Source organism: Cupriavidus nantongensis (assembly GCF_001598055.1).
Classification (GTDB): domain Bacteria; phylum Pseudomonadota; class Gammaproteobacteria; order Burkholderiales; family Burkholderiaceae; genus Cupriavidus; species Cupriavidus nantongensis.
In genome coordinates this window covers 2,148,170-2,171,156 of record NZ_CP014844.1, presented here as the reverse complement: position 1 = coordinate 2,171,156, position 22,987 = coordinate 2,148,170, and the positions used below count along the sequence as shown (strand labels likewise).

At 67.1% G+C, this 22,987-nt stretch carries 23 protein-coding genes and 1 tRNA gene; 12 read left to right on the top strand and 12 right to left on the bottom strand.

The annotated features are described in order from the left end of the window. Positions 1–10: 10 nt before the first annotated feature. The 12 genes from A2G96_RS10195 to A2G96_RS10140 all read right to left on the bottom strand — a co-directional run bounded on the left by A2G96_RS10195 (position 11) and on the right by A2G96_RS10140 (position 12,871). A complete protein-coding gene (locus A2G96_RS10195) occupies positions 11–439 on the bottom strand; it encodes an Hsp20/alpha crystallin family protein (RefSeq protein ID WP_062798947.1) in 429 nt (142 codons plus the stop codon). A gap of 15 nt (positions 440–454) precedes the next feature. Continuing rightward, positions 455–895, bottom strand: coding sequence for an Hsp20/alpha crystallin family protein (locus tag A2G96_RS10190; protein WP_026163953.1), 441 nt, complete (start codon positions 893–895; stop codon positions 455–457). 172 nt (positions 896–1,067) lie between these two features. Then, positions 1,068–2,156, bottom strand: coding sequence for an alpha/beta fold hydrolase (locus tag A2G96_RS10185; RefSeq protein ID WP_062798945.1), 1,089 nt, complete (start codon positions 2,154–2,156; stop codon positions 1,068–1,070). Positions 2,157–2,279: 123 nt separating this feature from the next. Further along, positions 2,280–2,669 carry a hypothetical protein gene (locus A2G96_RS10180; protein WP_062798943.1) on the bottom strand — a complete coding sequence of 130 codons (390 nt, stop codon included), beginning with the start codon at positions 2,667–2,669 and terminating at the stop codon, positions 2,280–2,282. A gap of 468 nt (positions 2,670–3,137) precedes the next feature. Then, entirely contained in the window at positions 3,138–5,036 is a 1,899-nt protein-coding gene (locus A2G96_RS10175) for a potassium transporter Kup (protein ID WP_062798941.1), read from the bottom strand. 321 nt (positions 5,037–5,357) lie between these two features. Further along, the gene (locus A2G96_RS10170; protein WP_062798939.1) at positions 5,358–6,098 is read right to left on the bottom strand and encodes an ABC transporter ATP-binding protein; all 741 of its coding nucleotides are present in this window, start codon (positions 6,096–6,098) and stop codon (positions 5,358–5,360) included. Next, complete coding sequence (locus A2G96_RS10165) at positions 6,095–6,865, bottom strand: ABC transporter ATP-binding protein (protein WP_062798931.1); 771 nt, start codon at positions 6,863–6,865, stop codon at positions 6,095–6,097. Before A2G96_RS10165 ends, A2G96_RS10170 begins: the two co-directional genes overlap by 4 nt. Continuing rightward, complete coding sequence (locus tag A2G96_RS10160; RefSeq protein ID WP_062798929.1) at positions 6,862–7,941, bottom strand: branched-chain amino acid ABC transporter permease; 1,080 nt, start codon at positions 7,939–7,941, stop codon at positions 6,862–6,864. Before A2G96_RS10160 ends, A2G96_RS10165 begins: the two co-directional genes overlap by 4 nt. 1 nt (position 7,942) lies before the next feature. Continuing rightward, positions 7,943–8,809, bottom strand: coding sequence for a branched-chain amino acid ABC transporter permease (locus tag A2G96_RS10155; protein WP_012352611.1), 867 nt, complete (start codon positions 8,807–8,809; stop codon positions 7,943–7,945). A gap of 256 nt (positions 8,810–9,065) precedes the next feature. After that, positions 9,066–10,280, bottom strand: coding sequence for an ABC transporter substrate-binding protein (locus A2G96_RS10150; RefSeq protein ID WP_062798927.1), 1,215 nt, complete (start codon positions 10,278–10,280; stop codon positions 9,066–9,068). 121 nt (positions 10,281–10,401) lie between these two features. Beyond that, on the bottom strand, positions 10,402–11,217 hold the full coding sequence (locus A2G96_RS10145; RefSeq protein WP_174549314.1) for an alpha/beta fold hydrolase: 816 nt from the start codon (positions 11,215–11,217) through the stop codon (positions 10,402–10,404). 34 nt (positions 11,218–11,251) lie between these two features. Further along, positions 11,252–12,871, bottom strand: a complete 1,620-nt coding sequence (locus A2G96_RS10140; RefSeq protein ID WP_062798922.1) for a benzoate-CoA ligase family protein — start codon at positions 12,869–12,871, stop codon at positions 11,252–11,254. A 286-nt stretch (positions 12,872–13,157) separates the two neighbouring features. On the opposite strand from A2G96_RS10140, the gene A2G96_RS10135 reads away from it, so the two are divergent. From A2G96_RS10135 to A2G96_RS10085, 12 genes are all read left to right on the top strand, one after another. Next, complete coding sequence (locus A2G96_RS10135; protein WP_062798920.1) at positions 13,158–14,105, top strand: helix-turn-helix transcriptional regulator; 948 nt, start codon at positions 13,158–13,160, stop codon at positions 14,103–14,105. Positions 14,106–14,207: 102 nt separating this feature from the next. Next, positions 14,208–15,905: a 2,3-epoxybenzoyl-CoA dihydrolase gene (boxC, locus tag A2G96_RS10130; protein ID WP_062798918.1), complete on the top strand. Its 1,698-nt coding sequence runs from the start codon at positions 14,208–14,210 to the stop codon at positions 15,903–15,905. Positions 15,906–15,937: 32 nt separating this feature from the next. Then, positions 15,938–17,362: a benzoyl-CoA 2,3-epoxidase subunit BoxB gene (boxB, locus tag A2G96_RS10125; protein WP_062798916.1), complete on the top strand. Its 1,425-nt coding sequence runs from the start codon at positions 15,938–15,940 to the stop codon at positions 17,360–17,362. 13 nt (positions 17,363–17,375) lie between these two features. After that, complete coding sequence (gene boxA / locus A2G96_RS10120; protein WP_062798914.1) at positions 17,376–18,620, top strand: benzoyl-CoA 2,3-epoxidase subunit BoxA; 1,245 nt, start codon at positions 17,376–17,378, stop codon at positions 18,618–18,620. A gap of 115 nt (positions 18,621–18,735) precedes the next feature. Further along, positions 18,736–19,125, top strand: a complete 390-nt coding sequence (locus A2G96_RS10115) for an MbcA/ParS/Xre antitoxin family protein (RefSeq protein WP_062798913.1) — start codon at positions 18,736–18,738, stop codon at positions 19,123–19,125. After that, positions 19,085–19,837: an RES family NAD+ phosphorylase gene (locus A2G96_RS10110; protein WP_082818906.1), complete on the top strand. Its 753-nt coding sequence runs from the start codon at positions 19,085–19,087 to the stop codon at positions 19,835–19,837. The genes A2G96_RS10115 and A2G96_RS10110 overlap by 41 nt, the downstream gene beginning before the upstream one ends. 122 nt (positions 19,838–19,959) lie before the next feature. Further along, a tRNA-Met gene (locus tag A2G96_RS10105) sits at positions 19,960–20,035 on the top strand. Positions 20,036–20,210: 175 nt separating this feature from the next. Continuing rightward, entirely contained in the window at positions 20,211–20,447 is a 237-nt protein-coding gene (locus A2G96_RS33200) for a hypothetical protein (protein WP_150124111.1), read from the top strand. Beyond that, positions 20,444–20,851: a type II toxin-antitoxin system death-on-curing family toxin gene (locus A2G96_RS10100; protein ID WP_062798908.1), complete on the top strand. Its 408-nt coding sequence runs from the start codon at positions 20,444–20,446 to the stop codon at positions 20,849–20,851. Before A2G96_RS33200 ends, A2G96_RS10100 begins: the two co-directional genes overlap by 4 nt. A gap of 169 nt (positions 20,852–21,020) precedes the next feature. Beyond that, positions 21,021–21,242 carry a DUF2188 domain-containing protein gene (locus tag A2G96_RS10095; RefSeq protein ID WP_062798907.1) on the top strand — a complete coding sequence of 74 codons (222 nt, stop codon included), beginning with the start codon at positions 21,021–21,023 and terminating at the stop codon, positions 21,240–21,242. A 52-nt stretch (positions 21,243–21,294) separates the two neighbouring features. Further along, the gene (locus tag A2G96_RS10090) at positions 21,295–21,522 is read left to right on the top strand and encodes an ATP-dependent DNA ligase (protein WP_150124110.1); all 228 of its coding nucleotides are present in this window, start codon (positions 21,295–21,297) and stop codon (positions 21,520–21,522) included. 198 nt (positions 21,523–21,720) lie between these two features. Then, positions 21,721–22,896, top strand: a complete 1,176-nt coding sequence (locus A2G96_RS10085) for a tyrosine-type recombinase/integrase (protein WP_062798903.1) — start codon at positions 21,721–21,723, stop codon at positions 22,894–22,896. Positions 22,897–22,987 lie beyond the last annotated feature (91 nt).

The following is a 22,987-nucleotide window of genomic DNA, read 5'->3' as shown; positions in this document are numbered from 1 at the left end:
TGGGGCAGGCTTAGCCCACCGAGACCTCGATCCGGCGCGGCCGCGCTTCATCGCGGCGCGGGATGGTCAGCTTCAGCACGCCATCCTGCAGGTTGGCCTCGATCGCGGACGCGTCCAGGTCCGGGCTCAGCGTGAACGTGCGCGCATAGCGCGGCTGACGTACCTCGGCATGCTGCACGCGCAGGCCCGACGGCATCGGCAGCACCGCCTCGCCCTCGATGCGCAGGCTGCTGTCGTGCACGTTGACTTCCAGCTTCTCGCGCGGCACCCCCGGCAGGTCCGCCCAAAGCGTAACGCCCGCGGCGGTTTCGAAGATGTCGACGGCGGGGATCAGCGTCATGGCCGGGGCCGGGGCCTCTTCGCGGCGTTGCGCCACGGCACCACCCTGCCCGGCCGCATTGGCCTGGTCGCGCTGGACGACTTGATTCGAATCGGTCATGGCTACCTCCTCACATTAGCTGACGGTGATGGCACGCGGGCGCGAGGCCTCGCGCTTGCCGACGCTGATCGACAGGCAGCCGTTGGCGTAGCGTGCCTGCACCTTGTCGGGATCGGCCGCCTGCGGCAGCTCGATCACACGGCGGAAGCTGCCCGCAAAGCGCTCCTGCGCATAGGGCCGCGCCTCGGCGTCGCCCTCGGGCTGGGTCGCGGCGCGCTCGCCGCTGATGGTCAGCAGGCCCTTGTCGACCGACACCTCGAACTGCTCCGCCTTCAGGCCCGGGGCAAACACCACGATCTCGATGGAGTCGTCGGTGGTGCCGATATTGAGCGGCGGAAACGCACCGAAACGCCCGGAGCGCAGGCTGGACGGAAAGCCGCCGAACAGGCTCGCCATCTGCCGTTGCATCCGGTCGAATTCACTGAACAGATCAGTCCCGAAAATGAAGTCACTCATGGTTGGATCCTCCTTCTGTGCAGCGGGGAGGCGCACGGACGCCTTGTTTCCCGGCCGCCGGTGCGCCGGCTGGCGGGGAAGCCACAGCGCGTTGCTGCAGCGGCTGGGCAATCCTTAATTAGTGTCCGGGCCGGAGGATTTCAAGAGGGCCTGGTGCAGGCTGGCCGGCGCCTCAGGCACCGGCGCGATCGAAGCCGGCCTTGCGCGCCAGCACGATGGCCTGGCCGCGGTTTTCCACTTCCAGCTTGGCGAAGATGCTGGTGATATGGTTGCGCACGGTCTTTTCGCACAGGTCCAGGTGGGCAGCGATCTGCGCGTTGTCGCGCCCCTGCGCGATCAGTTCGACGATATCGCGCTCGCGGCGCGTGAGCGCGGTGAACGCGGCGAACGCGGGAGAGCGTGCCGGCTGCGCCGACGGCAGGAACGCGCGCACCTCGTCGAGCCAGCGACGCCACGCCGGCTCGTCCTCCAGCAGCAGGTGGTTGCCGCTTTCCAGGGGCACGAAGCGCGCGCCGGGAATCTCGCTGGCAATCAGGCGGCCTTCATCGAACGGCACGCGCGCGTCGCGCACCGCGTGCAGCACCAGCGTCGGGCACGATACGCGCGGCAGCAGCGCCACCACGTCGATGTCGTTGAACACGCGCATGAAGCGCGCGGCGTTCAGCGGCGAGGTCGACACCCGCTCGAGTTCGTTGAACCAGGCATGCTGCTCGGCGGTGCCGCCGGGAATGAACTGGGTGGTGAAAAACTGGCGGAAGGCGGGGTTCTCCTGACCCCAGCCCAGTTCGGCCAGCTTGTTCATCAGCTCGGCCTCTTCCAGCAGGCGCTGGCTCAGGTGGTCGCGCTTCAGGCGCCCGCGCGCGTAGCCGCCGTGCAGCACCAGGTGGCTGACCCGCTGCGGATGCGCGACCGCGTAGGCCACGGCGATCGATGCGCCCTGCGAGATACCCAGCAGCGGGAAATGGTCGACGCCGGTGGCGTCGACGATGGTTTCGAGATCGCGCAGCCAGGCGTCGAAGGACAGGTCCTCGATGTCGCGGTCGGACAGTCCGCAGCCGCGCTCGTCATAGCGGATCAGCGTATGCGTGTCGGACAGCGCCGTGATCATGTGGCTCCACACCGGGCTGCCGACGTCGAACTCCAGATGGCTCATCCAGTTGGCCGCCTTGACCAGCGGCGCGCCGCTGCCGGTGACGGCATAGGCCAGCCGCACGCCATCGCGGCTGGTGCACAGGCGGATCTGCTGCTTGAACATCGGCATGTCGGGGCCGCGCGGGCAGGAGCTGCCGGCCGGCGACCGCGGGCCGCGGCCGCCATGCGGGCGCGCCGCGTGACTTCCCTAGCTTAGGCAAAGGAGGAGCGGCGCAAAAGCGCCGCCGTGGGTTCAGGACAGGCATTCCCCGCTGCCGCGCGCATCGCTGCGCGCGCCGTCGACATACGGGTCACGAGCGGGGACGCGCGCGCCCTCGGTAAAGACGTCGAAGCGGCCCATGCGCGCGCCATCCGTATAGGGGTCCGGCTTGCGCATGCCGTCCTGGCTCGCGTCGAAGCCGCGCACCCGGCACACGGAAAGGTTGCCGCGCGCCACCACGGGCAGCAGCGCGGTCTCTGCGTCCGGACTGCGCGCGCCCTCGGTAAACGCATCGCGCTGCGCGGCGTGGCGCGGCATGGCAGCGGCCAGCGCTTCGCCATAGGCACCGGCGCTGGCCGGCTGGCTCAGGCCGGCGGCAAGTGCGGCAGCGGCAACGAGGGTGTAGGCAAGATTCCTGTGCATTGCAATCTCCAACTGCGGTAGCTGGCGGCAGGGTCGGCCGCGGCGGCTCCGTCATTCAGGCGATCGGCGGCGAAACGGCGTGGCTGCACGGGATCGCCCGTGCCGTGCAAGCCATGGCCTGGCGCCGGCCGGCTGCCATCCCATCAGGGCAGCGGCGTGGCGCCGGACTCCGGGGTTCCGGGGGTGTGCTGGGGCAGTCTGGAGGCCGCCGCGCCGATGAGGGAACTGCCGCAAGGCGCGGGGCTGAGACAAGCTGAGGGACGCATTGTCGGATGCGGACCGGCTGGCCGCATGAGGCCACGGTCCCGGTTCGGGCTGCCGCATGGCCGTTTTCCGGGACCTGTGCCCCGCCGCAGGGTGTTGCGGCCAACGCGCGACCCAAGCGCCACCAAAAGAAAAGCCCCCGGGGCGCCTGGCGGCGCCGACCGGGGGCTGGCGGAGCGGGCGGCGGGCACCGCCCGCGCTCGCTCAGATCTCGACCTTGGTGCCCAGTTCGACGACCCGGTTGGCCGGGATCTGGAAGAAGTCCGACGGCTTGGCGCCGTTCTGGTGCATCCACGCGAACAGGCTTTCGCGCCACATCGGCATGCCCGGCAGCTTGGACGGGATCACCGATTCGCGGGCGATGAAGAACGAGGTCTCCATCAGCTCGAAATGCATGTCCAGCTTGCGATCGGCCAGGTCCAGCACCTTCTGCACGTCCGGCGTTTCCTTGAAGCCGTATTCGGACTTGAGGATGAACACGCCGCCGCCCAGGTCCTTGCAGCTCAGGCGCTGGTCGTCGTCGACGTACGGCACGTCGCGCGTGATGAAGTTCAGGAACACCACGCGCTCGTGCAGCACGCGGTTGTGCTTCAGGTTGTGCAGCAGCGACACCGGCACCGAGTCGGTGTTGCCGGTCAGGAACACCGCGGTGCCCTCGACCCGGTGCGGCGGGTGCGCCAGCAGGCCGGCGATGAAGGGCTCGAGCGGAATGCCGTCTTCCAGGCTGCGCGCGCGCAGCAGCTTGCGCCCGCTGTACCACGTCATCAGCAGGAAGAACGCGCTGCTGCCCAGCAGCAGCGGGAACCAGCCGCCCTCGGCGACCTTGAGCAGGTTGGCCGCGAAGAACGACAGGTCGACCACCAGGAAGGCCGCGCCCAGCACCGCGACCAGCGCCGGGTTCCATTTCCAGACGTTGCGCATGCACACCGTCGCCAGGATGGTGGTGATGACCATGGTGGTGGTCACCGCGATGCCATAGGCGGCCGCCAGGTTCTCGGACTTCTTGAACGAGATCACCACGCCGAACACCAGCGCCAGCAGCATCCAGTTGACCACCGGCAGGTAGATCTGGCCGATCTCCGCCGCCGAGGTATAGCGCACCCGCATGCGCGGCAGGAAGCCCAGCTGGATCGCCTGGCTGGTCAGCGAGTACGCGCCCGAGATCACCGCCTGCGAGGCGATCACGGTGGCGCAGGTAGCCAGCAGCACCATCGGGATCAGCAACAGCTCCGGCACCATCAGGTAGAACGGGTTCTCGGCGCCGCCCGGGTTGTTCAGCAGCATCGCGCCCTGGCCGAAGTAGTTCAGCATCAGGCACGGCATCACCAGGATGAACCAGCCGATGCGGATCGGGCGCGCGCCGAAGTGGCCCATGTCGACGTACAGGGCCTCGGCCCCGGTCAGCACCAGGAACACCGAGCCCAGCACGATGAAGGCCTGCAGCGCGTGCTCGACCAGGAAGGTGATGCCGTAGTAGGGGTTGACCGCCTTCAGGATTTCAGGCGCCTGCACCAGGTTGTAGACGCCCAGTGCGCCCAGCGCCAGGAACCACGCCGTCATCACGGGGCCGAACAGCTTGCCCACCGCCGCGGTGCCGTGGCGCTGGATCAGAAACAGCGCCGCCAGGATCACCAGCGTGATCGGTATCACGAATTGCGACAGCTGCGGCGCGGCGATCTCCAGCCCCTCCACCGCCGACAGCACCGAGATCGCCGGCGTGATCACCGCATCGCCGTAGAACATGCAGGCGCCGAAGATGCCCAGCATCATCAGCACTTTGGCCTTGCCTGAGCGCGGCGCCACGGTGCGCAGCACCAGCGCCATCAGCGCCAGCACGCCACCCTCGCCGTCGTTGTCGGCCCGCATCACGAACACCACGTACTTGATCGAGACCACGATGATCATGGCCCAGAACAGCATGGAGATCACGCCCAGCACGGCGTCCGTGCTGAAGGCGATGCCGTGCTCCTTGCTGAAGCATTCCTTGAGAGCGTAGAGCGGGCTGGTGCCGATGTCGCCGAAGACGACGCCTACCGCGCCGAGCACCAGCGCGCGCGTGCTGGGGCTCTCGACAAAATAGTGGCTGGTTGTGGATTGGGTCATGAAGTTGGGTCTGCTCGACCGGAGCGCCGGCAGGTTTGTTGGCTCTGCCGCGGGCCGGTCCGATCCGGCGCAACAGCTTGCTGCGCGCGGGGCCGGTGCTGGTTGCGGTTCTTATTGCATTGCACAAACGCGCGCAATTCTAGTTGAACTGTCGACTATCGACCACTGCGGCAAAAAGGGATGCCGCTTTCGTGACTTCGCAAGAATGGGAGGGAAGTGGCGGATGGTCAAGCCCCGCGGGAGCAAAACAGCGACACCTTGCGCCTGCAAGTGCCGTTGCGGCAGGGCAACAATAGTGCCTTATCGGACACTTCAACGAGATCAAACGCCGAGGTAACGGTCCAGCGCTTCCGGCTTGCCGGCCAGGTCCGAGGCGGGACCGGACAGCACCACCCGGCCCTTTTCCAGCACCACGGCACGGTCGGCGTGCGCCAGCACCGAACGGAAATTGCGGTCGACCACCACCGACGCGATGCCGGTGGCCCGCACGGTGGCGATGACGGCCCAGATCTCGCGCACGATGCGCGGCGCCAGCCCCTCGGTGGCTTCGTCCAGCACCAGGCAATCGGGGTTGGTCATCAGCGCGCGGCCGATCGACAGCATCTGCTGCTCGCCGCCCGACAGCTGCTGGCCGCCATGGGACAGGCGTTCCTTCAGGCGCGGGAACAGGTCGAGCACGCGCGCCTCGTCCCAGTCGCTGCGGCCATGGCAGCCCTTGCGCGCCGCCATCAGCAGGTTCTCGCGCACCGACAGGCTCGGGAAGATGCCGCGCCCTTCCGGCACGTAGGCCACCCCCAGGCGTGCCACCTCGAACGGCTGCGCGCGCGAGACGTCGCGGCCGGCCACGCGGATGCGGCCCTGGCGCTGGCGCACATGGCCCAGCAGCGTGCGCAACAGCGTGCTCTTGCCCATGCCGTTGCGCCCGAGCAGCCCGACCGTCTCGCCCGCGCCGACGGTGAAGTCGATGTCGCGCAGCACGTGGCTGGAGCCATACCAGGCGTTGATGCCGGTGGCCTCGATCATCGGCGTGGCGGGGGCCGCCGCGGGGTTCTGCTGGTTCATGCGGCCTCGTCCTCTTCCTCGCCCAGGTAGGCGACCTGGACTTCGTGGTTGGTGCGGATCGCCTCGGGGCTGCCGGTGGCGATCACGGCGCCGTTGACCATCACGGTGATGCGGTCGGCGAACGAGAACACCGCGTCCATGTCGTGCTCCACCAGCAGGATGGCGTGGCCTTCGCGCAGGCCGCGCAGCAGTGCCAGCATCCGTGCCGATTCTTCCGCGCCCATGCCGGCCAGCGGCTCGTCCAGCAACAGCGCGACCGGCTGCGTGGCCAGGCACATCGCCACCTCCAGCTGGCGCTTCTGCCCGTGCGCGAGATCGCTGGCGCGCCGGTCCGCCAGGTGCTCCAGCCCGGCGCGCTCCATGGCCTCGTCGGCCAGCGTCGCGGCGGTGCGGCAGCCCTGGGCGCTTTCCCATAGCCGCCAGGCGCGCTGGGCGCGCGACTGCGCCGCCAGTCGGCAGTTCTCGCGCACCGTCAGCGGCAGGAAGATGTTGTTGCGCTGGTAGCTGCGCCCCACTCCATGGCGCGCCAGCCGCGGCTGCGACCAGCCGGTCACGTCCTCGCCCTTCAGGCGCAGCCGGCCCGAGGAAGGCGGCAATTCGCCGGACAGCATATTGATCAGGGTCGACTTGCCGGCGCCGTTGGTGCCGATCACGGCGTGGATCTCATGCAGCGCCAGCGTCAGGTCGACCCCCGCCACGGCGGTCAGGCCGCCGAAGCGCCGGGTCAGCTGCTGCGCCTCGAGGATGGGGGTGGCGGGCGCGTTCATGCGGCCTCCGTATGGCTGCGCGGCTCGGCGGCGGCTTCGTCGGTGCCGGAGCCGGCATCGCCATTGCGGCGGCGCCGGCGCCCGTGCCGCAGCACCGACGGCAGGCTCACCAGCCCGCGCGGCAGCAGCGCCACCGCGACAATGATGAAGCCGCCCATCAGCAGCTGCCAGTGCTTGGTCAGCGTACTGAACCACTCGGCCAGCAGCACGAACGAGAACGCGCCCAACACCGCGCCGGCCAGGCTGCCGACGCCGCCCAGGATCACTATCAGCATGGCGTTGCCGGACTGGTGCCACGACGCGATCTCCGGATTGACGAAGCCGAACTGGATCGCATAGAGGAATCCGGCCAGCCCCGCCAGCAGCCCGCCCGCGACAAAGGCGCCAAGCTGGTAGCGATACGTGGCATAGCCGGCCGCGCGCATGCGCTGCTCGTTGTGGCGGATGCCGACCAGCGCGTGGCCGAAGCGCGAGCGCAGCACCAGCATCAGCACCGCCACGGTCGCCACCAGCCCGAGCCACACCAGCCAGTAGAAGTGCATCGGGTCGTTCACCGTCAGCAGGTGCTCGCCGGGCACGGGAAATTCCGGGCGGAAGTAGATATAGGTGCCATCGCTGCCGCCCGCGACCTTGGTGTCGTGGAACACGAAATACACCATCTGCGCAAACGCCAGCGTCACCATGATGAAATACACGCCGCGCGTGCGCAGCACCAGCGCGCCCACCACCAGCGCCAGTGCGGCCGATGCCGCCAGCGCGCCGGCCAGCAGCACCCAGCCGTTGCCGGGCCCGCTCTGCGGCGCCAGCATGGCGGTGGCATAGGCGGCCATGGCGAAGTAGGCGGCATGGCCCAGGCTGACCAGCCCGGTGTAGCCGATCAGCAGCTGCAGCGACAGCGCGAAGATCGCCATGATCATCACCTTGCTGAGCAGCTCGATATAGAACTTGTGGCTGTCCGCGGTCAGCAGCAGCGGCAGCGCGGCCAGCACCGCGAAGGCCACTACCCAGCCCAGCGCGGTGGCCAGCGTGGCGTTGCGCGCGGCGTGCCCGCGCGCCGGCAATGTCGTCGGATTCATGTCATCCCGCCTTGAACAGCCCCTGCGGCTTCCACAGCAGGATCACCGCCATCAGCAGGTAGATCAGCACGCCGGCTGCCTCCTGCCAGAACACCTTGCCAAAGGTATCGACAAAGCCCAGCAACAGCGACGCCACCAGCGCGCCCTTGACCGAGCCGATGCCGCCGATCACCACCACCACGAAGCAGACGATCAGCACCTGCGCGCCCATGCCGGGATAGACCGACGACACCGGCGCGGCAATCATGCCGGCCAGCACCGCCAGCGCCACGCCGAGCGCGAACACGAAGCGGTACAGCACGGTGATATTGATGCCGAGCGACTGCACCATCTCGCGGTTGGTCGCGCCGGCGCGGATCATCATGCCCAGCCGCGTGCGGCGGATCACGTAGTACATCGCCAGCGCCACCACCAGGCAGACGGCGGAGATGAACAGGCGGTACACCGGATACGTCATGTCGTTGCCGATCGGCAGCGCGCCGTCGAGCAGCGCCGGCACCTGCACGCCGTGCACGTCGTCGCCGACCAGGATGCTGCGCAGTTCCTCGAACACCAGGATCAGGCCATAGGTCATCAGCACCTGCTGCAGGTGGTCGCGCTCGTACAGGTAGCTGAAGAAGGCCCACTCCAGCACATAGCCGAACGCCACCGCCAGCACGATGCCCAGCGGAATGGCGATGAACAGGTTGCCGGTCAGTCCGGCCAGCGTGAAGGCCAGGTAGGCGCCCAGCATGTAGAAGCTGCCGTGCGCCAGGTTGATCACGCCCATGATGCCGAAGATCAGCGTCAGGCCGCTGGCGACCAGGAACAGCAGCAGGCCGTACTGGACGCTGTTCAGGCACTGGATGAGGAAGGAGACGATGTCCATGCGGGGCACTTCTGCAAACTACGACAGGATGACGGTTTTGGGTGCACCCAAGCCGCCCGAACTTGCCTCAGCAAGGTGTTCTCCCTCTCCCCGCATGGGGAGAGTGTCGGGGTGAGGGGTGGTTTGGCTAGGAAAAACGTCAAGCGGGGCCAATGGTTCTATCAATCCGCGCGCTCAGCCTTTGATGCGCCTGCCCTCACCCCCGGCCCCTCTCCCGCAGGCGGGAGAGGGGAGAAAACACGCGGGTGTTAAGCGCCTACAGCCGGCACCCACGCGCCGGATCGGCCAGCGCCTTCACCGCCACGGAGCTGACCTTGTTCTCGCGCCCGTCGACCTTGCGCAGGTAGAAGTCCTGCACCGGGTTGTGCGCCTTGGACAGCGTGAAGGTGCCGCGCGGGCTGTCGATCCTGGCGCCGCCCATGGCCTTGTACAGGTCGGCCTTGCGCGTCATGTCGCCCTTCACCGCGGTGGCGCCGGCCGCCAGCAGCTGCGCGGCATCGTAGCCCTGCACCGCGTACACGTCGGGCTGCAGCTTGTAGGTCTTGGCGTAGTCCAGGCGGAAATTCTTGTCGCGCGCATTGGTCAGGCCATCGGCGTAATGCAGCGTGGTTTCCAGCCCCTGCGCGGCGTTGCCCTGCGCCTCGAGCGTGCCGTCGGTCAGGAAGCCCGAGCCGTACAGCGGGATCTTGTCCTTCAGCCCGGCCGCGGCCCAGTCCTTGACGAACTTGACCGCACCACCGCCGGCAAAGAATACGAACACGGCGTCGGGCTTGAGCGATGCCACTTCCGTGATCAGCGCCTGGAATTCGACATTGGGGAACGGCAGGCTCAGCTCCTTCACCACCTTGCCGCCCTTGGCCTCGAACGCTTCCTTGAAGCCCTTGACCGACTGCTCGCCGGCGGCGTATTTCCAGGTCAGCGTCACCACCTTCTTCAGGCCGCGCTCGCCCAGCACCTGGCCCATGGCATAGCCCGGCTGCCAGTTCGAGAACGAGGTGCGGAAGATGTTGGGCCCGCACAGCGGCCCGGTGGCCTCGTCGACGCCGGCGTTGGGAATGATCAGCAGCGTGTTGTTTTCCTTGGCCACCTTGACGATGCCCATCTGCACGCCGGAATGCACCGTGCCGACCACCACGTCGACCTGGTCGCGCTTGACCAGCTTGGTGGCATTCTCCGGCGCCTTGGCCGGATCGGATTCGTCGTCGACCTTGAAGTACTCGATCTCGCGCCCGCCCAGCTTGCCGCCCTGCTGCTGTACATACATGCGGAAGCCGTTCTCGATGGCGTTGCCCAGCGCGGCGTAGGTGCCGGTGTACGGCAGCATGAAGCCGACCTTGATCTTGCCGCCGGCGGGGGCGCCAGCTGCGGGGGCGGCGGGGGCCGCGGTCTGCGCGGACGCGCCGGCCATGGCAAAGACGGTGGCGACGGCAAGGCAGGCAGGCGCAAGCCTGCGCGATGGGAAGCGACGCATGGTGTCTCCTGGTGGTCAAGCCGGTTGGCTCGCTGGACCGTTGCCGGTCACCCCTGCCCTTGCCACGGGCCGCCGGCGCCTCCGGCACCGGGGACCCCCGCGCAATCGGCGGGAAGCCGAATTATTTTAGGTTTGAAGTATATGCGTTTATATGCCGAACCGCGGCCATCGTCAACGAATCTTTCTGGTCGCGATGGGGCGAATGTCCGCATCGCGCGAGTTTAAGCAAGGTGGTCTGGGGGGCATATCGATGGATACCCTCGATCTGCGCCATGGTGCCGTACTCGTCGTCCTCGCCCTGCACCGCCAGCACCGGGCACTGGATGCCGGACAGCAGCGGCCGCAGGTCCCAGTGACGAAATTCAGGGTCGAGCCAGATATCGTTCCAGCCCCAGAACGCGGAATCGACATCCGCGTGGTGGCGCGCCAGCCGCTCGCGCAGGTCGGTTTCGAGGTAGGCCTGGCGCGTTGCCGCGATGCTTTGCACCGACAGGTCTTCAACCACGATATGCGGCGCCAGCACGGTGATGCCCGCCACCGCACGCGGAAAGCTGGCAGCGTGGATCAGCGCGATCGAGCCGCCATCGCTGTGGCCGAGCAGCCAGGGCGTGCCGTGCGCGCGGCCGGGTCCGATCCCGAGCACATCGAACAGCGCGGGCAGCGCCTCGCGCGCCTGCCGGTGCATGAAATCGGGGCGCCACTTCTCGTCGTGCGGCCGTGGCGTCGAGCGACCGTAGCCGTAGCGCGAAAACACCAACCCGCGGTAATCGCCGGCCTCGCAGAAGTCCAGCGGAAAGTCGCGCCACATGCTGACCGAGCCGAGGCCCTCGTGCAGGAACACCACCAGCGGGCGCTGCGCGCGCTGCGGGCGTAGCCACTGGTATTCGATCTGGATACGGCGGTTGTCGAACGGGATCTCGACCAGGCTGCTCGGCATGGACATCTTGTCTGATTGCATCGGTTAAGGAAGTTCAGCCGCGCGCGGCCTGCTCGCGCTGGCGCAGGCGGAAACGCTGGATCTTGCCGGTCGCGGTCTTGGGCAGCTCCGGCACGCATTCGATCTGGCGCGGGTATTTGTACGGGGCCAGGCGCGACTTGATAAAGGCCTGCAGTTCCGCCGCCATGCCGTCGTGCCATTGCTGGCCGGGGCGCAGCACCACGAAGGCCTTGGGCTTGACCAGCTGGTCGGCATCGGCCACGCCGATCACCGCGGCTTCGAGCACGGCCGGGTGCTGTGCCAGCGCGGCCTCGACCTCGAACGGCGAGACATAGATGCCGCCGACCTTGAGCATGTCGTCGCTGCGGCCGGCATAGGTGTAGTAGCCGTCCGCGTCGCACAGGTACTTGTCGCCGCTGCGGGTCCAGGCGCCGACAAAGGTCTCGCGGCTCTTGTCGCGGTTGCACCAGTACATCAGCGCGGCGCTCGGGCCCTTGATGTAGAGCTCGCCGATCTCGCCCGCGGCGCAGGGCTGGCCCTGCTCGTCGAGCAGCCTGATTTCGTAGCCGGGGACCGGCACGCCGGTGGTGCCGTAGCGCACCGCGCCCGGCCGGTTCGACAGGAAGATATGCAGCATCTCGGTGGAGCCGATGCCGTCGAGGATGTCGCAGCCGAAATGCGCCAGGAAGCGTTCGCCGATATCGCGCGGCAGCGCCTCGCCGGCCGAGGTGCATACACGCAGCGCCACCTGCGCGCGCGCCGGCAGCTCGGGCGCGGCCAGCATGCCGGCAAACAGCGTCGGCACGCCGCAGAACACGGTCGGCTTGTGCTCGCACAGCCGTTTGAACACGGCCGCGGGCGTGGGCCGTTCGGCCATCAGCACGGTGGTGGCGCCGACCGACATCGGGAAGGTCAGCGCATTGCCCAGCCCGTAGGCAAAGAACAGCTTGGCCGCGGAGAACACCACGTCGTCCTCGCGGATGCCCAGCACTTGCCGCGCATAGAGATCGGCGGTGTGGAACAGGTTGGCGTGGGTATGCACGGTGCCCTTGGGCCGGCCGGTCGAGCCGGAGGAGTACAGCCAGAACGCCATGTCGTCGGGCCCCGTGCTGGCAGCCGGCGCCGGAGTGCGCGTGCGCGTGCGCGCCAGCATCGCGCCGACGCTGCACGACGGCGCGGCGCCGGCGTGGGGCGCGGCCTGGATCACGGTCGGAGACAGCCCGCTCTTGTCGATCGCGGCCTGCATCACTGGCAGCAGCGGCTCGGACACCACCACCGCGCGCGCGCCGCTGTGTTCGAGCATGTATGCGTAGTCGTCGGCGGTCAGCAGGGTATTGACCGCCACCGGCACCACGCCCGCCAGCAGGCAGCCGAGGAACACCACCGGAAAGTCGACCGTATCGAGCGCGCACAGCAACAGGCGCTCTTCCTGGCGCAGGCCGGCGGCGCGCAGCGCGCCGGCGAAGCGGCGCGACCGGTCGTCGAGCTCGGCGTAGGTCAGCGCGGTGCTGTCGTCGCGATAAGCGGTCTTGGCGCCGCGGCCGGCCTCGAGATTGCGCGACAGCAGGTCGTCGGCGGCGTTATAGCGTGATGGCAGCGCCGCAATGGCACCAGCGGTGCCGGCCGCGGCCGCGGCAGGGGTGGGGGGCGTCATGTCTGCACTCCTCGGTGTCGCACGCCGCGGCCCGCCATGGCCCGCGGGCGCGCGCCGGCGCCAGGCCAGTCGCTGTTTTATGGGGACCGGCCGGAATGCAGCCGGGATCCGCTTGTTGATGCATTTTATTTCACATCAACTATTATGCAACCAAGGGAATGCACTATAGGACAGGGCTCACGCTGGCAGCCGCCTCCGGCACCACTTGGCGCGACCCCGCTGAACGTATAATGCGCCCCTGCTTTTGCCCGAGCCTGCTTTGGCCGCACCAACCCCGACCGATACCATGCGCCGCGATTCCGCACCGCTGCCCGCCGCCAGCGCCGCCGAGGCCGACACCCCTGCCGCGCCCGCCGCCAACGCCGAACGCGACCCCTACCTGACCCGGCTGGGCGAGCGCATCCGTTCGCTGCGCGCCTCCCGCGGCATGTCGCGCAAGGACCTGGCGCGCGGCGCGGCCGTGTCCGAACGCTATCTGGCCAACCTGGAAACCGGCACCGGCAATGCGTCGGTGCTGCTGCTGCGGCAGGTGGCGCGCGCGCTGGATGTGCCCTTGCCGGTGGTGCTGGCCGAGGTCGACACCCTCAACGGCCAGCAGGCGTCCGAGTTCGCGCAGATGGTGCAGTGGCTGGCGCAGCTGCCCGCCGGCGACCTCGCGCGCGTGCGCGAAGCCTGCCGCCATGCGCTGGCGCCGGAACAGGCCGGCGATGCGCGCCACCGCCGCATCGCGCTGATCGGCCTGCGCGGCGCCGGCAAGTCGACGCTCGGGCGCGCGCTCGCAGCGGTGCGCGACGTGCCCTTTGTCGAACTGAATACCGTGATCGAGCAGGAAGCCGGCGCCAGCCTGTCCGAGATCCACTCGCTGTACGGCCAGGCCGCCTATCGCCGCTACGAAATGCGCGCACTGGAGCGGACCCTGCGCGAACACGACCGCATGGTGCTGGCCACCCCCGGCAGCCTGGTGTCGGAGCCGGCCACCTTCAACCTGCTGCTGGCGCAGTGCTACACCATCTGGGTGCGCACCTCGCCCGAAGAGCACATGGCGCGCGTGGTGGCCCAGGGCGACATGCGGCCGATGGAAGGCAACCGCGAGGCCATGGCCGACCTGCGCCGCATCCTCGAAGCGCGCGCGCCGCTGTATGACCGCGCCGACCTGTCGATCGACACCAGCGGCCAGGACGCCGCGACCTCGCTGCAGCAACTGCGCGCCCGGCTGGAGGCTGCGGGCGCCTGAGCCGCCCCCCGCGCCGACCGACAAAGACGTTGCACCGCTCGTTTCCATGCACTATATTTCATCAAAAGCCGCAAGGCACGATAGTGCACTCAGGAGACAGCCATGTCCACGCCGGCAATCGCCCCGCAACCTTCCGGCCAGGCAGACGCGGCCGCGCCGGTCACGTTCGAGCGCCATCCCGACCAGTACCGCCACTGGAAGCTGAGCTTTAACGGCCCCATCGCCACGCTGGCGATGGATGTCGATGAGGAAGGCGGCCTGCGTCCGGGCTATGCGCTCAAGCTCAATTCCTACGACCTCGGCGTCGACATCGAACTGCACGACGCGCTGCAGCGCATCCGCTTCGAGCATCCCGAGGTGCGCACCGTTGTGCTCACCAGCGCGCGCGAGCGCATCTTCTGCTCGGGCGCCAATATCTTCATGCTGGGGCAGTCGTCGCACGCGTGGAAGGTCAACTTCTGCAAGTTCACCAACGAGACCCGCAATGCCATCGAGGACGCCAGCAGGCACTCGGGGCTGAAGTTCATCGCCGCCTGCAACGGCACCACCGCCGGCGGCGGCTATGAGCTGGCGCTGGCGTGCGACGAGATCGTGCTGGTCGACGACCGCTCGTCGGCGGTGAGCCTGCCCGAGGTGCCGCTGCTGGGGGTGCTGCCCGGCACCGGCGGCCTCACGCGCGTGACCGACAAGCGCCATGTGCGCCGCGACCACGCCGACATCTTCTGCACCACCACCGAAGGCGTGCGCGGCCAGCGCGCCAAAGACTGGAAGCTGGTCGACGAGGTAGTCAAGCCGGCGCGCTTCGCCGAATACGTGGCCGAGCGCGCCGCGGCGCTGGCGGCCACCAGCGACCGTCCGCAAGGCCACCACGGCATCACGCTGACGCCGCTGTCGCGCACCGTCGAGCCGGACGGCTATCGCTTCGAGACCGTGCGCGTGCATGTCGATGCTGCCGCGCGCAAGGCCACGCTGACCGTGTTCGGCCCCGACAAGCACCAGCCCGCCGACCTGGCCGGCGTGGTCGCCGCCGGCGCGCAATGGTGGCCGCTGAAGATGGCGCGCGAACTCGACGACGCCATCCTGACGCTGCGCACCAACCATCTCGACATCGGCATCTGGGTGCTGAAGACCGACGGCGACCCGGCCGCGGTGATGGCGGCCGATGCCCTGCTGCAGGCGCACGCCGGCCACTGGTTCGTGCGCGAGACCCTGGGCATGCTGCGCCGCACGCTGGCGCGGCTGGATGTGTCGTCGCGCAGCCTGATCGCGCTGATCGAGCCCGATTCCTGCTTTGCCGGCACGCTGCTGGAACTGGCGCTGGCCGCCGACCGCAGCTACATGCTGCACCTGCCCGACGCCCCCGACGACGCGCCGCGCGTGTTCGTCTCGCCGCTCAATTTCGGCCACTACCCCATGCCCAACGGCCAGACCCGGCTGGCCGCGCGCTTCTACGGCGACGAGGCCGCGCTGGGCCCGGTGCGCGACCACATCGGCGCGCCGCTGGACGCGCTCAGCGCCGATTCGCTCGGCCTGATCACCGCGGCGCCCGACGATATCGACTGGGAAGACGAGATCCGCATCGCGCTGGAGGAACGCGCCAGCCTGTCGCCGGATGCGCTGACGGGGATGGAGGCCAACCTGCGCTTCGGCGGCGCCGAGACCATGGAGACCCGCATCTTCGGCCGGCTTACCGCCTGGCAGAACTGGATCTTCCAGCGCCCCAACGCCGTCGGCGAGAACGGCGCGCTGAAGGTCTTCGGCAGCGGCAACAAGGCCCGCTTCGACTGGGACCGCGTCTAGCGCGCCCGCCAGAACACACAGGAGACCAGGACGTGAGCATCGACTACAGCCAGAAGATCCCCAACAACGTCAACCTGTCCGACGACCGCGCGCTGCAGCGCGCGCTGGAGCACTGGCAGCCAGCCTTCCTCGACTGGTGGCGCGACATGGGGCCTGACGGCTCGCACGGGTTCGAGGTGTACCTGCGCACCGCGGTGTCGGTCGATCCGTCCGGCTGGGCGCATTTCGACCACGTCAGGATGCCAGACTACCGTTGGGGCATCTTCCTGCAGCCGGCCGATCCCGAGCGCCGCATACACTTTGGCGAGCACAAGGGCGAGGCCGCGTGGCAGGAGGTGCCGGGCGAGCACCGCGCCAACCTGCGCCGCATTATCGTGACCCAGGGCGACACCGAGCCCGCCTCGGTCGAGCAGCAGCGCCACCTCGGCCTGACCGCGCCCAGCCTGTACGACCTGCGCAACCTGTTCCAGGTCAACGTCGAAGAAGGCCGCCACCTGTGGGCGATGGTGTACCTGCTGCACCGCTATTTCGGCCGCGACGGCCGCGAGGAAGCCGAGGCGCTGCTGGAGCGCCGCTCCGGCGACCAGGACAACCCGCGCATCCTCGGCGCCTTCAACGAACGCACGCCGGACTGGCTGTCGTTCTTCATGTTCACCTACTTCACCGACCGCGACGGCAAGTTCCAGCTGTGCGCGCTGGCCGAGTCCGGCTTCGATCCGCTCGCGCGCACCACGCGCTTCATGCTGACCGAGGAAGCGCACCACATGTTCGTCGGTGAATCCGGCGTATCGCGCGTGATCCAGCGCACCTGCGAGGTCATGCGCGAGCGCGGCATCGAAGACCCGGCCGAGGTGCGCGCCGCCGGCGTGATCGACCTGCCGACCATCCAGCGCTACCTGAACTTCCACTACAGCGTCACCATCGACCTGTTCGGCGCCGACCAGTCATCGAACGCCGCCACCTTCTACAGCGCGGGGCTGAAGGGACGCTTCGAGGAAGGCAAGCGCGCCGACGACCATGTGCTCAAGAACGATGTCTACCGCGTGCCCGAAGTGCGCGACGGCCGCCTCGGCGAGCGCGAGGTGCCGATGCTCAACGCGCTCAACGAAGTGCTGCGCGACGACTACATCAAGGACAGCATGGGGGGCGTGGCGCGCTGGAACAAGGTCATCGAGAAGGCCGGCATCGCCTTCCGGCTGACGGTGCCGCACAAGGCCTTCAACCGCAGGATCGGCACGCTGGCCAACGTCCATGTCTCGCCCGACGGCAGGCTGATATCGGACGCCGAATGGCAGGCCCACGAACGCGACTGGCTGGCGACCGACGCAGACCGCGCCTTCGTCGCCTCGCTGATGGGCCGCGTCACCGGGCCCGGCAAGTATGCCAACTGGATCGCCCCGCCGGCGGTGGGCATCAACCGCCAGCCGATGGATTTCGAATACGTGCGCTTCAACTGAAACCCGACACGCCATGGGCGCCCCCGACCTCATCAAGCAGCACCTGATCGATCCGGAAATCTGCATTCGCTGCAACACCTGCGAAGACACCTGCCCGATCGACGCCATCACCCATGACGACCGCAACTATGTGGTCCGGGCCGACGTATGCAACGGCTGCAACGCCTGCCTGTCGCCGTGCCCGACCGGCGCCATCGACAACTGGCGCACCATGCTGCGCGGCCAGGCCTACCCGATCGAGGCACAGCTGCTGTGGGACGAGCTGCCGGCCGAGTTGCCATTGCCGGAGCTGGACAGCACGGACCAGGCCGCGCCGGCCACCTCCGCCAGCGGCACCACCGCAGCCGACGATGCCGCGATCCAGTCGGTCGAGACCAGCCGCCATACCTCGCCGCGCGCACCTTGGTCGGCCGCCCATCCCTATGTGAACCTGCACGGCGTGCGCGCCCCGGTAACCGCCACCGTGGCCGGCAATTACCGGCTTACCGCGGCGGATGCGTCCAGCGACATCCACCATATCGTGCTGGATCTCGGCACCCACTTCTTCCCGATCCTGGAAGGCCAGTCGATCGGCATCCTGCCGCCCGGCACCGATGCCGCGGGCAAGCCGCACTACATCCGCATGTATTCGGTCGCCAGCCCGCGCGACGGCGAGCGCCCCGGCTATAACAACCTCGCGCTGACGGTGAAGCGGGTCGAGCAGGACCACGACGGCAAGCCGGTGCGGGGCGTCGCATCCAACTACCTGTGCGACCTCGCCAAGGGCGACACGGTGCAGGTGGTGGGCCCGTTCGGCTCGACCTTCCTGATGCCCAACCACGCCGAGGCCAGCGTGATGATGATCTGCACCGGCACCGGCTCGGCACCGATGCGCGCCATGACCGAGCGCATGCGCCGCAACCTGGCCCAATTCAGCGGGCGCCGGCTGCTGTTCTTCGGTGCGCGCAATGCCGCCGAACTGCCCTACTTCGGCCCGCTGCTGAAGCTGCCCAGGGATTTCCTCGAAATCCACTTCGCCTTCTCGCGCGACCCGGCCACGCCGCGCCGCTATGTCCAGGACGCGATCCGCGACGCCGCCGACAGCGTCGCGGCACTGCTGGGCGACGCCAACGGCCATGTCTATATCTGCGGCCTGAAAGGCATGGAGGAAGGCGTGCTGGCCGCATTTGAAACGGTCTGCGCCAGCGCCGGTCTTAACTGGAAGGCGCTGGAAACCACCATGAAGGCCGAAGGACGGCTGCATATCGAAACCTATTAACCGCGTCCCGCCGCAATACCGGCGCGGCGCGTCATAGGCTCGGAATTCTTCAGCAGCCCCTTCCCTTCTGAAATTCATCGCCTATAATCTTTCTGAAGAAACAGGAGCATAGGCGATGCAATCGAGGCGGATTCCCGAAACCGATCCCGCCGGCGGCCCCGACCCCGGCACCACGCTGACCAAGGCGGTCATGGGCGCCGCCGGCTTCCTGGGCATCAGCCAGGCCATGGTGGCAAGCGTGCTGGGCATCAGCACGGCCTCGGTCTCGCGCATGGCGTCGGGCGGCTATGTGCTCGACGCGCACCGCAAGGAGTGGGAATTCGGCGTCCTGTTCGTGCGCCTGTTCCGCTCGCTCGACGCCATCCTGGGCCATGGCGACCAGGCCCGGCTTTGGCTCACCCATGACAACCTCGCGCTGGGCGGCAAGCCGCTCGAGCTGATCCGCACCACCGAAGGTCTGGTCCGTGTCGTTCACTACCTGGACGCCACCCGCGGTCGCATCTGAGCGCCGGCAGTTCGCGCTCACGCTGTGGCGGGCGGTGGAAGCCCAGCATGTGGTCTCGACCATGCCGCTGGTCGACAGCCTGGAGGAACAGGCAGTACTCGAAGCCGTGCTCGATGCCGGCAAACCGGTGGTGCCGGTCGAGGCACACCATCTGCACTATCTGCTGTTCACCCCGTTCCGCTATCCGCCCTCGCCCTGGGGCTCGCGCTTCCGCGCCAGCCAGGACCCGGGCGTGTTCTATGGCGCCAACGAGATCCGCACCGCGTGTGCCGAGCTGGGCTACTGGCGCTGGCGCTTCCTCAATGACAGCCCGGCGCTGCCCCGCATCGACGCGCGCGCGCAGACGCTGTTCGAGGTGCGCGTCGAGACCTCCGGCGTGGCGCTCGACCAGCCGCCGTTCGACCGCGACCGCGCCGCCTGGACCGACCCGGACAACCACGAGCCCTGCCAGGCCTTCGGCCGCATCGCGCGCGAAGCCGGCTTGGGCATGATCCGCTACACCTCGGTACGCGATCCGCAGCACGGTCCGTGCGGCGCGGTGCTGACGCCGCGCGCGTTCTCGCACCCGACCCCGCTGGCCACCACCACCTGGATGCTGACCGTGCGCCGCGACCGCGTGATGTGGCAGCGCGACGACCTGCAGCAGCGCGACAGCTTCGAGTTCGAGGCCGCGCTGTGGCAGCGCACAAGCAATACCCCCGAGGCCGGCTGAACCTCTGCCCCGCCGCGGCGATCTAATCGTTATGGCACGCGGCAATGCGCATCGCCGCCAGGTTTTGTTAAACAGGTGTTGCATTGCGCAACCGGATGCCATATAATCTTTTCTTCGACGGACGCGGGGTGGAGCAGTTGGCAGCTCGTCGGGCTCATAACCCGAAGGTCGCAGGTTCAAGTCCTGCCCCCGCAACCAAACTGAGAGACACTCAGTGCCAATCGCCTACGCTCCAAAAGGCGGCTGGAAATGACGACAAGCCCGCACATGCGGGCTTTTTGTTTTTCTGTCGATCCGGGGTGACGGCCAGCGTCAAAATACACTTCTCTTTTCCGGCACGGTTATACTGAATCGCAGAAGCCGAGGGTTTCCCATGTCCAAAGTCAACCTGTCCAAGTACAACATCCCGATCCGTGAGCGCGCGTCGGTCGCGCGCAGCCCTGTAACGGGCTCCTGGCAAACCAGGCCCGCTGAATCTAGCCTCGAAAGGCATGTCGTGGGCGGCAAGGTCACGACCGTGAAGCGCGCAGCATCGGGTAAGGTCTTGGACGTGGCGACCGGTGTGATCGAAAAGCACCACGACGTAATTAGGCGCCTCGCTAAACGATGAACGGCGAGTTCATCGAGATATCGGCCGACCAGGTCCGCGCGATTCACGACCTGATCCTGCGCACGGAGCCTGGCCGTCCCGGTGAGATCCCAGAGCGCCTCGAAGGCGCTCTCGGTAGAGTGGCCACCGCCCAGCATTACGCTGGCGTGGATGACATCTTCGAAATCGCAGCGACCTATGCGCAGGCCATCGGGCATGGTCACTGCTTCATCGACGGTAACAAGCGCACCGGCCTAGTTACCTGCCTGACTTTCCTCGAGCTGCATGGCATTACCGTGCAGCGCTCGCCTGAACTCGAAGAGATGATGGTCGACCTGACCAAGAAGGAACTGTCTCTGTCCGATTTTGCCACCCTGCTCTTCTCGCTCGCCGAGTACACGGACGCGAACGACACCGAAGAGTAGGCTGGAAGCCGCACCGCTCCAAAGCCCGCCACGCGCGGGCTTTTTGCTTGTGGCCCCGCCGGTCATGGCGGACTGTATATCCATACAGTTGGAGGTTTGTCGGACGGCGCCCGATACCGGCAGCATCCGCCGCGGAAGAGACTGGCTCCATAAACTTCAGGAGACAGCCATGCCCGGACAAGACATCCACGTAGTGCCCGCCGACGACCGCTGGGCCGTAGAGACCGAGGGCGGTAACGGCCGGGAGACGTACGACACTCAGGAGGAAGCTGTGGCCGCAGGGACCGAGCGCGCCAAGCTGAAACAGGTGGAGCTGTTTATCCACGGCCGCGACGGCAAGATTCGAGAGCGAAACTCGTTCGGCAACGACCCGCGCGACATCCCGGGCTGAAGCCATGGCCAGCTGGCTACCGACGGCTCCGACGTTAGACGAGTTGCAGCCCATGCTACTGAGCGAGCGCAAGACTATCCCGCGCGAGCCAGGTTGGCACTATGAGATCAAGTTCGACGGGTACCGCATGCTGGCCACCACTGGCGGCGCGCCGCGGCTGAAATCCAAAAACGGGGCTGACGCCACGACCTGGTTTCCCGAGCTGGTCGACGCGTTGGCCAGCCTGCCCGCCGGCGGCATCCTGGACGGTGAGGTTTGTTCTGTTGGGTGTAGTTTGTGAGTTTACTTCTCTCTGATATCGTCAGGCCTCAGGCGGAAAATATCGGAGAGAGCTTGGGGATAGCTGCTGCAGACAACCCGGAATTCTCTCGACGGCGGTGGATCGATGCGCGCGACGACCTCCCACGACTACCGAACTGACAGTCCTAGCCTTAAATAAAAGGGCCGTGAAGCTTTGGCGGCCCCCCTGACGGCACCCATGCGACTTCTGTTCAGCACTCCCAGCTTCACATATGCAGGCTATCCGCGGCCAGGGCTTCCGATCATCGTCGGCGATGACATGCGTCCGCTGCAGCCGGTTCAAGACTTTATTGTGTGGAAGCTTCTGGGGCAAGGAAAGCATCTAAGCTTACTAACATGGGAAGACTACGGTCGCCGGCTATGGGACTTCTTCTCGTTTCTAGGCGCCAACGGTTTAGACTGGGACGAACCGTGCAGAGAGCCAGGCAAGAGCCCGCTGGCCAGATACCGCAACTGGTCTCTCGTTGAACTGAAACTTAGCCCGAAGACGGTGAACGGTCGTCTCCGGATCGTTTGTGAGTTCTACGAATGGGCAGGTAGAAATGGACTCATCGACGGGGTGCCATTTGGCTACTTGGCGACTCGGCGGGTCACGCATAATGACCTTCTGACGCATGCGCGAAGCGATGCAAGTACCGTCAGTCGTCCTGATCTTCTAATCAGGGAGCCCTCTCTGCTACCAGAGTTCCTCTCGAAGGAGCAACTGAGGGTGTGCCGCTGCGCGCGTGCGAATGCAAGCACCATGCTGCTTTTCGACTTGGCCGCCCGAGTCGGCCTCCGCTCATGCGAGGCACGAACCTTCCCGCTCAAATACGTTTTCAATCCGGCAGCACGCGCGGACTGCCTGCCGAGCCAGATGATCCGTGTGAGGCTCGATCCGCGAGATATGTGGCTCAAGTTCAACAAGCCCCGGGACGTGGATATCCCCTACTCGCTCATGGAGAACATGTATTCGTACACGCTGTTCGAGCGAAACAGGCTTTCTGCGAATGGTGACGCTCGTGTCGAGTGTCTGGTGCTAAACGTCTATGGCAAGCCGTACACCAGGTCGGCCATAACTGAGGCATTCAAAGGACTCTCTGCACAGGTCGGGTTTCGAGTGCGCGCACACATGCTTCGCCACAGCTATGCAGTCCATACCCTTGCGCGCCTTCGAAAGGAACAGAATTTCCACGGAGAACCCTTGTTGTACGTGCGCGACCGGCTCGGCCACAGCAGCGTCGACACAACAATGATCTACCTACGCCAAGTCAACCAGTTGGCAAGTAGTCTTGTGCTCGCGCTCGAGCACGAGTTCGACGAGCTCTTCGGCATCGCGAGCGATCAAGACGAAGAAGGATTGCGACGTGCCTAGAGCGAAGAACTACGCCATTGCAGCGGGGACTTCGCGGCCAGACCCAGCTATCGAGAAAAGCCGCTTCACACGGAAGTCGGCGCTAAGCGCC